General features: G+C 65.9%; 9 protein-coding genes and 1 pseudogene. 7 read left to right on the forward strand and 3 right to left on the reverse strand.

Going from position 1 to position 12,830, the window contains the following annotated elements; all coding sequences use genetic code 11:
- Positions 1–6: 6 nt before the first annotated feature.
- Positions 7–588, reverse strand: a complete 582-nt coding sequence (locus tag HZZ16_RS11630; RefSeq protein WP_197948597.1) for a hypothetical protein — start codon at positions 586–588, stop codon at positions 7–9.
- 65 nt (positions 589–653) lie between these two features.
- Between HZZ16_RS11630 and HZZ16_RS11635 the strand changes: the two genes are divergently transcribed.
- Entirely contained in the window at positions 654–1,088 is a 435-nt protein-coding gene (locus tag HZZ16_RS11635; RefSeq protein ID WP_197948598.1) for a hypothetical protein, read from the forward strand.
- 4 nt (positions 1,089–1,092) lie between these two features.
- Here HZZ16_RS11635 and HZZ16_RS11640 read toward each other — a convergent pair.
- A pseudogene (locus HZZ16_RS11640) lies at positions 1,093–3,482 on the reverse strand (EAL domain-containing protein).
- A 269-nt stretch (positions 3,483–3,751) separates the two neighbouring features.
- On the opposite strand from HZZ16_RS11640, the gene HZZ16_RS11645 reads away from it, so the two are divergent.
- A complete protein-coding gene (locus HZZ16_RS11645; RefSeq protein ID WP_197948599.1) occupies positions 3,752–4,972 on the forward strand; it encodes an MFS transporter in 1,221 nt (406 codons plus the stop codon).
- A gap of 52 nt (positions 4,973–5,024) precedes the next feature.
- Here HZZ16_RS11645 and HZZ16_RS11650 read toward each other — a convergent pair whose 3' ends face one another.
- Complete coding sequence (locus HZZ16_RS11650; RefSeq protein WP_197948600.1) at positions 5,025–5,531, reverse strand: YciE/YciF ferroxidase family protein; 507 nt, start codon at positions 5,529–5,531, stop codon at positions 5,025–5,027.
- Positions 5,532–5,958: 427 nt separating this feature from the next.
- Here HZZ16_RS11650 and HZZ16_RS11655 point away from each other — a divergent pair, with 427 nt between their 5' ends.
- The 5 genes from HZZ16_RS11655 (at position 5,959) to gudD (ending at position 12,808) form a co-directional block, all read left to right on the forward strand.
- Positions 5,959–7,041: a lysylphosphatidylglycerol synthase transmembrane domain-containing protein gene (locus HZZ16_RS11655; protein ID WP_197948601.1), complete on the forward strand. Its 1,083-nt coding sequence runs from the start codon at positions 5,959–5,961 to the stop codon at positions 7,039–7,041.
- Between the two features lie 98 nt (positions 7,042–7,139).
- On the forward strand, positions 7,140–9,086 hold the full coding sequence (locus tag HZZ16_RS11660; protein WP_197948602.1) for an SGNH/GDSL hydrolase family protein: 1,947 nt from the start codon (positions 7,140–7,142) through the stop codon (positions 9,084–9,086).
- A 365-nt stretch (positions 9,087–9,451) separates the two neighbouring features.
- Positions 9,452–10,357: a LysR family transcriptional regulator gene (locus HZZ16_RS11665; RefSeq protein WP_109143167.1), complete on the forward strand. Its 906-nt coding sequence runs from the start codon at positions 9,452–9,454 to the stop codon at positions 10,355–10,357.
- A gap of 123 nt (positions 10,358–10,480) precedes the next feature.
- Positions 10,481–11,425, forward strand: coding sequence for a 5-dehydro-4-deoxyglucarate dehydratase (gene kdgD, locus HZZ16_RS11670; RefSeq protein WP_197948603.1), 945 nt, complete (start codon positions 10,481–10,483; stop codon positions 11,423–11,425).
- 24 nt (positions 11,426–11,449) lie between these two features.
- A complete protein-coding gene (gudD, locus tag HZZ16_RS11675) occupies positions 11,450–12,808 on the forward strand; it encodes a glucarate dehydratase (protein WP_197948604.1) in 1,359 nt (452 codons plus the stop codon).
- Positions 12,809–12,830: the final 22 nt, after the last annotated feature.

The following is a 12,830-nucleotide window of genomic DNA, read 5'->3' on the forward strand; positions in this document are numbered from 1 at the left end:
TTGCACCTAGGGCAAGAGGGCCTTCGGCACGCGATCGAAACTGTAGCTCTGCGGCCGGTTGCGCCGGACGAAGCCGCCGACCTGCCAGGCGAACAGCGCGGCGAAGCCGAGGATGAACAGCACGCCGGCGAACTCGCCAGTCAGAAGCGCGCGGATCAGGAGTCCCGCCATCGCCACGGCGAGCACGGCCAGGAACGCCAGCACCGCCGCATAGGTCTTGCGACCGAGCCCCGCGGTCAATTCGGCGCGGCTGCCCGCTTTCGCCATCCGCGCATGCAGCTCGATCAGGAAATCGCGAAAGCCGTTGTCCTGCGGCGCCATCAGGGCCGCGGTCTGCCAGCTCGTCGACAGGATCGCGATGCGGCCGCCGCCAGTGCGGCTGATATCGGCGCGGAAGCGGTGCTGCTGCATCGACACCGGGCGGAACGACAGCCGGATCGCCGAGATCTCGTCATAGTGCCACAGCGAGGAGCGGCCGGCGATGTGCCAGGACAGCCCCTGCTCCGTCAGCTCGAAGCGATGCGCCGAGCCGATCAGCGAGGCCTTGTAGGCATAGCTCGTGGCCGAACCCGCTTCAGCTCCCGGCATGTCGATCAACGATCCCATCGGCGATCGGCTTGCGCGATCGCCCTCGGCCATCCTACAAGCGAGGCATGGCTGAGACGACCTTTTTTCCGCGCCACCTGATTCTCGGCGCCGCAATGATCTCCGGTGTGTTGCTCGCGCTCGCGGTACACATGCTGGGCGCGCGCTACGGTCTCGATCTTGGCGGCCTCTGGCGCTCCGACACGCACGAGTTCATTCCGGCGGGCGCCGCGATCGCCTGGTGGCTGATCGCAACCGTCGGCTTCTCGGGCGGCTACTTCACGGCGAGCCTGATGCAGAGCGTCGTCTCCGGACAAATCCCCCAGCGGATGCGGCAATTCCTGATCGCGGTCGGCGTGCTCCTGCTTGCGGGAGCGGGCCAGGCGGCGTCGGCGCCGAGCCCGATCCCGACCGTCTCGGGCGTGCTCGCCGGGCTTGCCGCCTTGTGTCTCGGCGCCGTGATGGCGTTCTGCGGCGCGCATTTCGCGCTGCGCCGAAGCTGACCTGTCAAGCCGACGCGCGCAGTCGCGGCCGCTCCAGCATCATCGCGACATCCGAGGCGGGCCGCGGCTTGCTGAACAGATAACCCTGCGCCTGGGTGCAGCCCTCGCGCCGGAGCAGCTCGAGCTGGGCGTCGTTCTCGACGCCTTCCGCCGTGGTGACGATGCCGAGGCTGCGGCCGAGGCCGGTCACGGCGCGAATGATCGCCATGGAATCTTCGCGCGTCGCCAACTCCGACACGAAGGAGCGGTCGATCTTGATCTTGTCGAACGGGAAGCTGCGCAGATAGCTCAGCGACGAATACCCGGTGCCGAAATCATCGAGCGAGATCCGCACGCCCATGGCACGCAGCTCGTGCAACGTCGTCAGCGTCGCCTCACTGTTCTGGAGCAGGACGGATTCGGTGATCTCGAGCTCGAGACGGCGCGCACCCAGTCCCGAGGCGGCCAACGCCTCCGTCACGGATGCGATCAGGTTCGGGCTCTTGAACTGCACCGGCGACAAATTGACGGCGACGTCGACATCGTCCGGCCAGGTGGCCGCGTCGGTGCAGGCGGAGCGCAGCACGAACTCGCCGAGATGAACGATGAGCCCGGTCTCCTCGGCGAGCGGGATGAAGCTGATGGGGGCGATCAGCCCGCGCTGCGGATGATTCCAGCGGAGCAGCGCCTCGAAGGCGACCACGCGACCGCTGGCGACCTCACGGATCGGCTGGTAATAGACCTGAAACTCGTCGCGTTGCAGCGCCGCGCGCAGATCCATTTCCAGAAGGCGCCGCGCCTGCGCGCGCGCATCCATGCCGGTCTCGAAGAAGCGATAGGTACCGCGGCCGTCCGCCTTGGCGCGGTAGAGCGCCAGGTCCGCGTTCTTCAACAGCTCGTCCGGATTGCTGCCGTCCTGCGGCGACAGCGAGATGCCGATCGAGACGCCGATCACGATCTGATGGTCGTCGATCTGGTAAGGCGCAGAGATCACCTCGACGAGGCGCCCGGCAAGCGATCGCGCGGCGATCTCCTCAGAGCGTCCGGTCTGGACCACCGCGAACTCGTCGCCGCCGAGCCGCGCCACGGTGTCCTGTTCGCCGACCGTGGCCTCGAGCCTGCGGCCGACCTCCTTGAGCAGCGCATCGCCGACGGGATGGCCGAGCGAGTCGTTGATGTCCTTGAAGTGATCGAGATCGAGGCAAAGCACCGCGAGCTGGTCGCCCGACCTGGTCTGGCGCAGCCCCTGCTCGAGCTGTTCGTGGAACAGCACCCGGTTCGGCAGGCTGGTCAGCGCGCCATGTGCGAGATCTTGGCCTGCGCCTCCAGCCATTCGGTGATGTCCTCGAACGTCGCGACCCAGCCGCCGCCCTGCATCGGCTGATTGACGACCCGGATCGAGCGGCCGAACCGGTTGACGACGTCGGTCGTGGTGCGGCCCTCGCGGGCGTCGGCGACGAGGCGGGCGAAGAATTCGTCCGCATCGCCCTGCCACAGGCCCTTGGCCTGCTCTTCCCTGAGCACGTCGACCAGCAAGCGGCCGGTGAGCGGCACGTCGGTACGACGGAGCATCGCCGCATAGCGCTCGTTGAACAGGATGATCTTGCCGTCGGCGTCGAACATGCACAGCCCCTGCGACATGTTCTCCAGCGCGCTGTCGAGCACGATCTGCTGACGGCCCAGTTCGCCCTTGGCGCGGCGGTCGAGCAGCGCGGCGACCAATGCGATCACGATGATCGCAGCCGCGGCGCTCGCGGTCAGAACCGACAGCGTCGTGGTCGGGATCGACAGCCCGCTCACCGCCAGGGTCGGATCCGGCGTCAGCTGCACCGCTCCCATCGCCGTGAAATGATGCGACACGATGGCGACCGTCAGCAACACCGCAGCGCCGAGTGCGCCGGACAAGTTGCCACGCCGTTCAGCGACATGGAGCGCGAGGGCGCCAAAAACCACCCCGAGCAGAATCGATGTGGCGACCGTGCCCGGCGCCCAGCTGACGCGTGCGGGGATCTCGAGTGCCATCATGCCAGTGTAGTGCATCGCCGCCACGCCGCCGCCGACGACCGCCCCGCCAAGGGCAACGAGGCCCGACCGCATGGTCGAGACCGCAACGCTCAAGCCGACAAAGGTGACGGCGATGGCGAAGATCAACGATAACAGCGTCACCGGGACATTATAGGCGCCGCTGGCACCGGGTCCGTAGGCCAGCATTGCGATGAAGTGCGTCGCCCAGATACCGCAGCCGGCGACGACTGCATCAAGCGCCAGCCAGACCAGGCGCGCCGATCCCAGCGTCGCGCGCGCCCGGTGAAACAGGCTGATCGCGGCTGTGCTGGCGAGCAGGCACACCGCGCCACCAAGTACGACCAGTCGCCAGTCATGTTCGTCAGTGAGACAATAAAGCACCTGGTACATAAGCTTTCCCCAAACCTGCCATCACCAGAGCGGTGAAGTGGTGGATTTTGGGTAACGAAGGAAGACGGGCTTGTCGGATGGTGAACAGGTGCTTCCAAAATCAACCGATTGTTGCCGACGGGACGGCGTTCGCTCTCGTATTTCAACGAGGGATGAGGCCCTCCCCTAAATATCAATCTTGACGCGCGCGCATGCCAGCCGCGCCGGGTGCACAGGGAACGAGGATGATTCCTTCGAGTTGGCCGCGGGACTACATCCAGAGGTTAAGTATGGCAACGAAGCACTACTCCATTCCATCGCACAGTGGGTCCGAGTTCGCCAAGCAGGCTACGCTTGCAATCGTCGCCGGCCTGATCGGCGTGCTGTTCGCGGGCAGCACCCTGGTGACGCCGCTTTATGTGATCTACGAGCGACAGTTCGGCTTTTCGCAGATCACCCTGACCCTGATCTACGCGGCCTATGTGATCGGCAATCTGGCCGCGCTGCTGGTGTTCGGGCGCGTCTCGGACCAGATTGGACGCCGCCGGACAGCGCTCACTGCAACGGTCGTCGCCATCATCGGCGCGCTGGTGTTCCTGTTTGCGCACGGCGTCGCCGCGCTCTATGTCGGGCGGGTGCTGAGCGGGCTCGCGATCGGCATTGGCGCCGGAACCGGCACGGCGTGGATTTCGGAGCTGATTGGCGAGACGGACAAATCCCGAGCCACCGTCCTTGCGACGGCTGCAAACTTCGCCGGCCTCGGGATCGGCGCCCTGATCGCGGGGCTGCTCGCCGAGTACGCGCCGCATCCGCTGAGGATGCCCTTCATTGTCTATGTGACGGCGTTGCTGCTGATCGCCATCGCGCTTGCTTTCGCCAGGGAGACGGTTCTCCGGCCGCTTGATGCGCTGCTGCGGATCTCGCTCCGTCCGCGCGCGGCCGTGCCTGCCGCTGTTCGCACGGCATTCGTCGCGCCGGCGGTGACGGGCTTCGGCGCAATGGCGCTGGTGGCGTTCTTTGCCGCGCTGGTGCCGAGCATGCTCGCCAACGAGCTGCACCAGACCAGCCACGCCGTGGCCGGGGCAGTCTTCCTCGAGCTGGCCGCAGTGGTGGCCATCGTTATCGCGCTGACGCGCTCGCTGTCGAACCGCGCGGCCATGCTGTGCTCCCTCGGCCTCATGCTCCCGAGCGTAGCGCTGATCGTCGCCGCACAATTTCGGGCCTCGATGGCCCTGATGATCGCGGCAACTATGCTATGCGCAGTTGCGGTGGGGCTGGGTTATCGCGGCAGCCTTCAGGTGGTGAACCAGATCGCGCCGGAGGATCGTCGCGCGGAAATCGTCTCGGCCTATTTCATCTGCTGCTTTCTCGGCAACGCGCTGCCGGTGATCGGCATCGGCGTGATCTCGACGCTGGCAAGCCCGCGCCTCGCGAGTCTCGTCTTCGCCGCGATGATCGCGGCCTTTGCCGTGGTCGCGCTCGGCTTCGGGCTCAAATATACGGACCGCTGAATCATGAACGCCGCGCTCACGGCGCGGCGTTCTCGGCATCGGTCAGCTGGGCTCAGCTCGCCGCGCGCAGGTTCACCTTGCTCTCGGCGAGCGTCGTCAGCTTCTTGTCGGTCGCCTTCTCCTCCTCGAGCGTCTTGGCGAGCACCGCCGCACAATCGTTGCGGCCGAGCTGCTTGGCCCAGGCGATCAGGCTGCCGTAGCGGGCGATCTCGTAGTGCTCCGCGGCCTGCGCCGCATTGATCAAGGCCGCGTCGAGCACCGCCTTGTCGGCGACTTCGCCGGCGGTCTCGTCGGCTTCCTCGATGATGCCGTCGATGGCCGGGCAATCGACCGCCTTCACCGCGACGCCGTGCATCTTGAACACCTCCTCGAGCCGCGCAATTTGCTGCTTGGTTTCCTCGAGGTGCGTCAAAAAGCCCTGTTTCAGCTGCGGATCAGTGGCCTTGCTCGCCATTTTCGGCAGCGCCTTCGTGAGCTGCTGCTCGGCGTAATAGATGTCCTGGAGCTGATGCACGAACAGGTCGTTCATGGTCTTGATGTCTTGTGTGAACAGTCCCATTGTTCCGATCCTCTCGGGTCTTGGGAACACGGAGGCGCCGGCTCGCACGAAAAAGCCGCGTATTCCACCATGTTCGATTGCTGATGGAGCCTAACGACCACGCGGCATCGACGTTCCAAACGCCGAGACGGCTTGCACTGGAACAACGCCGACAGCGCCAGGATTTGAGATCGTTCGGCACGATGAATGCGCGGACGGAGCCGGGTTTCGCGACTCATATGCTTAACGCGCCGCCGATATGAACCGCGTATGACAGAGTTGCCGGCCGAACGCAGAACCTATTGTTGTCAAGGGCTGCACAAGCCGCTGATTTTGCCTTAAATGAGCCGGATCATTGCCTAGCGATCGGTGCCAGCCTTTTGGCCGTGATCGCACCCGACCGGCCAATGTCTGGCCCGATCGGTTTTGCCCCCCGCCGGGAGGATGAATGCACGGACTGCTGCCCGCGCTGAAACGCGGCTTCAAGAGATGGATCGGCTGGCGACGGCTCGGAGTCGCCGCGAGCATCTTCATCATCGCGTTTGCGATCACCACGCTGGTGCGGACCCTCAAGGGCATCGATACCGGGGTCATCCTGACCGCGTTGACGGAGATTCCCCGCGGCAACATCGGGCTGGCGGCGGTCTGCGTCTTCTTCGCGTTCTGTACGCTGACCTTCTACGACTTTTTTGCGCTGCGAACGATCGGTAAGAAGCACGTGCCCTATCGCATCGCGGCGCTGTCCAGCTTCACGTCCTATTCGATCGGCCACAACATCGGCGCCACGGTCTTCACCGGCGGCGCGATCCGTTTCCGGATCTATTCGGACTACGGACTGAACGCGATCGACGTCGCGAAGATCTGCTTCCTGTCGGGCCTGACCTTCTGGCTCGGTAACATCTTCGTGCTCTCGATCGGCATGGCCATCCATCCGGATGCGGCCTCCTCGATGGATCAGCTGCCCTCCTCGCTCAACCGGTTGATCGCCCTTGGCGGCCTTGCATCGATCGGCGCGTATCTGGTCTGGCTCTGCATGGGCGAGAAGCGCCGCGAGCTCGGCCAGAAAGGCTGGAAGGTGGTGCTGCCCTCGGCGCCGCTGACCTTGGTGCAGATCCTGATCGGCGTCGTCGATCTCGGCTTCTGCGCCACCGCGATGTACCTCTTGATGCCGGCCAACCCGCCGATCGACTTCATGTCGCTCGCAGTCGTGTTCATCCTGGCGACCCTGATCGGCTTTGCCAGCCACGCGCCTGGCTCGATCGGCGTGTTCGATGCCGCCATGCTGGTGGCGCTGCCCCAGTTCAGCCGCGAGGAGCTTCTGGCGACGCTGCTGGTGTTCCGTATTCTCTATTTCGTGATCCCGTTCGGCCTTGCCATCTCCATCATGGGCACGCGCGAGCTCTGGATGAATGTGGTCGCGCCGTGGCAGGAGCGGCGGCGGCTGGCGGAAGCCTGCGCGCAGGCCAACCTGCCGAAGGAGGTGACGCCGATGGAGCGCGAACGGCTGCTGCGGCGGGTCAGCAAGCGCTGAGACGCCGAAGGCACCTCGGAATCATCAGGCAAAGGTTGCAGGCCGGCGCGCAATCCTCTCTTATTTCCGCCTCAACTTTGCCGTTGAAGACGCGGGCCATGATTTCCGTATTCCTTCGCACCCTCTCGGCCGGCGCCGTGCTGCTTGCCGGCCTCCTCGCTTGGCCCGAGCGTGCCGCCGCGCAAGACGCCGGCACCATGCAGATCAGCTGGGAGGTGCGTAACCGCTTCCGGCTATTCCGCGAGGAGCGCGACTTCCTGCTCCATGTCGAGAACGCGCGTAACCGCAGCATTCTCGCCGCCGAGCAGTCCCTGGAGCTCCAGAGCGAGGGCCGCGGCTGGGCCCGCAACATGGTCAACCGGCTGTGCATCGACCTGCAGGGCAGGGTCAACCAGCCCTGCACTCGGGACAATGTCAAAGAGAACTACCTCACGCCGATCGACCATCCGGTCACGGTGCGTCTGACCGGCGCGGTGCCGGTCGGCGCCACCTGCGCCTGGTCGTTCGATGACGGCGACGGCCCGCAGACCTCGACCTTCGACTGCGCCGAGCCGATCAATTTGCGCGTCCGCTACGGCAAGCAGACGGTTGCGACCGTCGATGTCTCTGCCGGCTCGGATCCGACCCAGCGGGTCCAGACCGAGATCCAGGTCCGCGACATCTTCATCGCAGGTCTAGGCGACAGCATCGCCTCCGGCGAAGGCAACCCGGACCGGCCGCTGGCGCTGTCGGACGAAGGTTTTTGCTTCCGCTCCTATCTCGGCACCGCCGGCGCGCAGTACTACCGGCCGAGCCGCCACGGCTTCAAGGGCGGCCGCGCCTGCGAGGCGCCGGATACGCTCGCCAACTGGCAACGCTACAGCGCGCTCTGGTTCAATGCGCCCTGCCATCGCTCGCTCTATAGCTATCAGGCGCGCACCGCGCTGGCGCTCGCGGTGCGCTACACCCACGTCGCCGTGACCTTCCTGCCGCTCGCCTGTACCGGCGCCAGCATTGGCGACGGGCTGCTCGGCTCGCAGCGCGCCCGCGAATGTCCGCCTGGCAAGACCGGCGTCTGCAACACCAGCGTGAACGCGCAAGTCGCCGAGCTGCGGGAAGCCGTCACCGCGGCGAAGAAGCGCCAGCCCGATCGCACGCTCGATCTCGTGCTGCTCTCGGTCGGCGCCAACGACGTCTATTTCTCCGGTCTCGTCGCCGACGTCATCGTCGACACCGCGACGGAGCGCGCGCTGTTCCGCCGCTCCGGCGTGATGGCGAGCGTCGACGATTCCCGCGATGCGCTCCAACGCGAGCTGCCGCAGAATTTCGTCAAGCTGCGCGAGGCGCTGAAGCCGCTGGTCGGCGGCGACCTCTCGCGCGTGGTCTATGTCTCCTACGCCAATCCTGCGCTCGCCGAAGGCGGCGCGCCCTGCCGCGGCGGCCGAGCCGGCTTCGACATCCACCCGTCCTTCAACACCGATCCGCAGCGTCTCGCCCGCGTCTCCGCCTTCGTCGACACCGAATTCCTGCCGCAGCTGAAGGGGCTCGCCACCTGCACCCGCGGTGCGCTGTGCCGCGATCCCGAAGCCGACCGCATGACCTTCGTCGACGCGCACCAGGCCGCGTTCGCCGACCACGGCTTCTGCGCCCGTTCCGGCAACGATCCCGAATTCGACCGCAGCTGCTTTGCCGAGAACGGCCAGAGCTTCGATCCCGATATTGTCAGCGCGGCGAGCCAGCCGATGCTGTGTGGCCGCGGCGCCTCGGAGTACCGCGCCTACCTGCCCCGCGCGCGCTGGGTCCGGGACGCCAATGACAGCTATTTCGCCGCCATGACTTATCCGCAGGGCCTGCCGGCCGCAAGCCAGCCGACCGACATCCACGACGCGACCTGGGGCGTGCTCTCCGCCGTCTATGGCGGCGCGGTGCATCCGAGCGCCGAGGGCCATGCCGCGATGGCCGATGCCGCGCTGCCAGCGGCGAGCGCCGTGCTCGGGCTGGATGCCGTGCCGCCGAACGTGACGCGCGGATTTTTGCCGCAGCTATTGCCGAGCGCGCAGCAGTAGAAGCAAACGCGGCCCTCTCCACGAGTTTGTGGCACGCGTGACCCACGCCCTCCCTGTCACCGCCGTTCCATCAATCCAAAAACGGCATCGATCGATGCTGCCTTGAACTTGGACACTTCGCCGCGCGCGCCTCTAGGACTCCTGTCAGGGAGACGGGAACGAGATTTAGGAGAGGCGCGCAATGAGCGCAGCGGTGTCCGCAGCGGACGCGAGGCGGTCTCGCATCAGGCTGTTCCTCCTGAGGGCTCCCACGGGAGCTTGACCAGGCAACTCAACGGCGGCCCACAAAGCCGCCGTCTTTGTTTTGGGGGTGATCGATGCTAGAAGTGCCAGCGAAACGCCTTATTCATCTAAGGCATGTATCGATGTTCGACCTCAACCAGCTCCGCTGTTTCGTCACGGTGGCGGAGGAATTGCATTTCGGCCGCGCCGCCGTGCGGCTCAACATGACGCAGCCGCCGCTGTCCCGGCAGATCCAGGTGCTCGAGCACATCATCGATGCGCCGCTGCTCGAGCGCACCAGCCGCTCGGTGCGTCTCACCCCGGCTGGACGCAGTTTCCTGCCGGAGGCGCGCCGCATCCTCAAGCTTGCCGAAAGCGCCTCGCAGGTCGCCCGCCGCATCGCGCTCGGCAAGACCGGCTCGCTGAAGGTCGGCTTCACCGCGGCCGCGGCCTATGGCTTTCTGCCCGAGCTCATCGCCGCCTGCCGCGCCAAGCTGCCCGAGGTGGACTTCTCGCTGAAGGAGATGGTGTCGGGCGACCAATTCGAGGCGCTGACCTCGGGCCAGATCGACGCCGGGCTGCTGCGGCCGCCGATCGCGCGGCCCGAGCTTGCCAGCCGCCGCGTCGTCGCCGAGCCCCTCCTCGCCGCGATCCCGAAGAAGCATCCGCTAGCGAACGCCGACGGCATCACCATCAAGGATTTCGACGACCAGCCCTTCGTGATGTATTCGCCCTATGAGAGCCGCTACTTCCACGACCTGCTGGTGGCGCTGTTCACCCGCGCCGACGTGCTGCCGCGCTACGTCCAGCATCTCAGCCAGATCCACTCGATCCTCGCCATGGTACGCGCCGGCCTCGGCCTTGCCATCGTACCGGCGGCGGCGGCGAGCCTGAAGATATCCGATGTGCGCCTGCGTCCCCTGAAGCTGCGCACCCGCGTGCCCGTCGAGCTGTTCATGGTGTGGCGGCGCGAGGACGAGAACCCGCTGCTGTCGGCGCTGGTCAAAATCGCCGGCGAATTGTCCTCCGCGGAGCTGGCTGAGGATTGATGCTCAATCCGCATCGGTCGATATAGGCTTTGGCTTGGACGCGCATCGAACGGTCTCCTAAACCACGGCGCATGGACGCGCGACTTCTGCTTGCGTCCTCCGCAACACGAGAAGGGAGCGCCCATGAGCAAGATGACCCCGCAGGAAATGGCCCAGAAGATCGGATCGGGCCTTTTGTCCTTCCCCGTCACGCCGTTCAGGGCTGACTACTCCTTCGACGAGGTGACCTATCGCGCCAACATGGACTGGCTGTGCGGTTATGAGGTCGCAGGTCTCTTCGCCGCCGGCGGCACCGGCGAGTTCTTCTCGCTGACACCATCAGAGGTTCCTGAGGTCGTCAAGGTCGCGGTAGACGAGACCAAGGGCCGCGTGCCCGTGCTCGCCGGCACCGGCTACGGCACCGCGATCGCGCGCGAGATCGCGATCAGTGCGGAAAAGGCCGGCGCCGACGGCCTCCTGCTGCTGCCGCCCTACCTCACCCATTCCGAGCAGGAAGGCCTTGCCGCCCACGTCGAGGCGGTCTGCGCCGCCGTGAAGATCGGCGTCATCGTCTATAACCGCGACAATGCCATCCTCCAGCCCGACACGCTCGCGCGCCTTGCCGAGCGCTGCCCGAACCTCGTCGGCTACAAGGACGGCATCGGCGACATCGAGCTGATGACCCGCGTCTACACCAAGCTCGGCGACCGCCTCACCTATGTCGGGGGCCTGCCGACCGCCGAGACCTTCGCACTGCCCTATCTCGACATGGGCGTGACGACCTATTCCTCGGCCGTGTTCAACTTCGTGCCGGAATTCGCCACCAACTTCTACGCGGCGGTGCGCAAGCGCGACCACGCCACGATCCAGTCCGGCCTGAAGGACTTCATCCTGCCGCTGATTGCGATCCGCAACCGCAAGAAGGGTTACGCGGTCTCGATCATCAAGGCCGGCATGAAGGTGATCGGCCGCGATTCCGGCCCGGTCCGTCCGCCGCTGACCGATCTCACCGAGCAGGAGATGGCGGAGCTGACCGCGCTGGTGCACAAGCTGCCCGCCGCACGATCGTCACAACAGGCTGCAGAATAGCAAGACAACAGGGAGGAGCCTGCGATGGCCCAAACTGAGATTTCCGGCGCGTCAGTCGCCGGAGCACCTGTTATCACGGCGATGCAGGTCATTCCGGTTGCGGGCCGCGACAGCATGCTCCTCAACCTGAGCGGCGCGCATGCGCCGTTCTTCACCCGCAACATCGTCATCCTCACCGACAATGCCGGCCACACCGGCGTCGGCGAGGTGCCGGGCGGGCAGAAGATCTGGCAGACGCTGCAGGACGCCCGCGACCTCGTGATCGGCAAGACCGTCGGCGCGATGAACAACATCCTCGCCGACATCCGTACCGCCTTCGCCGACCGCGACGCCGGCGGGCGCGGCAAGCAGACTTTTGATCTTCGCGTCATGATCCACGCAGTCACCGCCGTTGAATCCGCGTTGCTCGACCTGCTCGGCCAGTACCTTGGGCTGCCCGTCGCAGCCCTGCTCGGCGAAGGCCAGCAGCGCAACAGCGTCGAGACGCTCGGCTATCTCTTCTTCGTCGGCGACCGCCGCAAGTCGAAGCTCGACTATGTCACGGGCGAGACCGGCAAGCCCGACTGGTTCAACCTCCGCCACCAGGAGGCGATGACGCCCGAGACCGTGGTGCGGCTCGCGGAGGCCACCCACGACCATTACGGCTTCGCCGATTTCAAGCTCAAGGGCGGCGTCCTCCGCGGCGAGCAGGAGATCGAGGCCGTCACCGCGATTGCAAAGCGCTTTCCCAGCGCGCGCGTCACGCTGGACCCCAACGGCGCCTGGTCGCTGGATGAGGCGATCAGCCTCTGCAAGGGCATGCATGGCATCCTCGCCTATGCCGAGGACCCCTGCGGCGCCGAGGCCGGCTTCTCCGGCCGCGAGATCATGGCCGAGTTCCGCCGTGCAACTGGCCTGCCGACCGCCACCAACATGATCGCCACGGACTGGCGGCAGCTCTCCCATGCGCTGCGGCTCGGGGCCGTGGACATCCCGCTGGCCGATCCCCATTTCTGGACGATGCAGGGCTCGGTGCGCGTGGCCCAGACCTGCCGTGACAACGGCCTGACCTGGGGCTCGCACTCCAACAACCATTTCGACATTTCTCTCGCCATGTTCACCCATGTCGGCGCCGCCGCTCCGGGGAAGGTCACCGCGATCGACACCCACTGGATCTGGCAGGACGGCCAGGCGCTGACGAAGGAGCCGCTCCAGATCAAGGGCGGCAAGATCGCCGTCCCGGACCGCCCCGGGCTCGGCATCGAGATCGACCGCGCCGCCATCGAGGCCGCGCACGAGCTCTACAAGAAGCATGGACTCGGCGGGCGGGATGACGCTATGGCCATGCAGGACCTGATCCCCGGCTGGACGTTTGACGACAAGCGTCCTTGCCTCGTCCGTTAATAAGAGCGTTCCCCTGGAGGAA

Source organism: Bradyrhizobium glycinis (assembly GCF_016031655.1).
In the GTDB taxonomy this organism is placed as follows: Bacteria; Pseudomonadota; Alphaproteobacteria; order Rhizobiales; family Xanthobacteraceae; genus Bradyrhizobium; species Bradyrhizobium glycinis.

Coding starts and splice junctions, on each gene's coding strand:
- HZZ16_RS11645 (WP_197948599.1), top strand. CDS start 3,752: ATGGCAACGAAGCACTACTCCATTCCATCGCACAGTGGGTCCGAGTTC.
- HZZ16_RS11660 (WP_197948602.1), top strand. CDS start 7,140: ATGATTTCCGTATTCCTTCGCACCCTCTCGGCCGGCGCCGTGCTGCTT.
- kdgD (WP_197948603.1), top strand. CDS start 10,481: ATGAGCAAGATGACCCCGCAGGAAATGGCCCAGAAGATCGGATCGGGC.
- HZZ16_RS11630 (WP_197948597.1), bottom strand. CDS start 588: ATGCCGGGAGCTGAAGCGGGTTCGGCCACGAGCTATGCCTACAAGGCC.
- HZZ16_RS11650 (WP_197948600.1), bottom strand. CDS start 5,531: ATGGGACTGTTCACACAAGACATCAAGACCATGAACGACCTGTTCGTG.
- gudD (WP_197948604.1), top strand. CDS start 11,450: ATGGCCCAAACTGAGATTTCCGGCGCGTCAGTCGCCGGAGCACCTGTT.
- HZZ16_RS11665 (WP_109143167.1), top strand. CDS start 9,452: ATGTTCGACCTCAACCAGCTCCGCTGTTTCGTCACGGTGGCGGAGGAA.
- HZZ16_RS11635 (WP_197948598.1), top strand. CDS start 654: ATGGCTGAGACGACCTTTTTTCCGCGCCACCTGATTCTCGGCGCCGCA.
- HZZ16_RS11655 (WP_197948601.1), top strand. CDS start 5,959: ATGCACGGACTGCTGCCCGCGCTGAAACGCGGCTTCAAGAGATGGATC.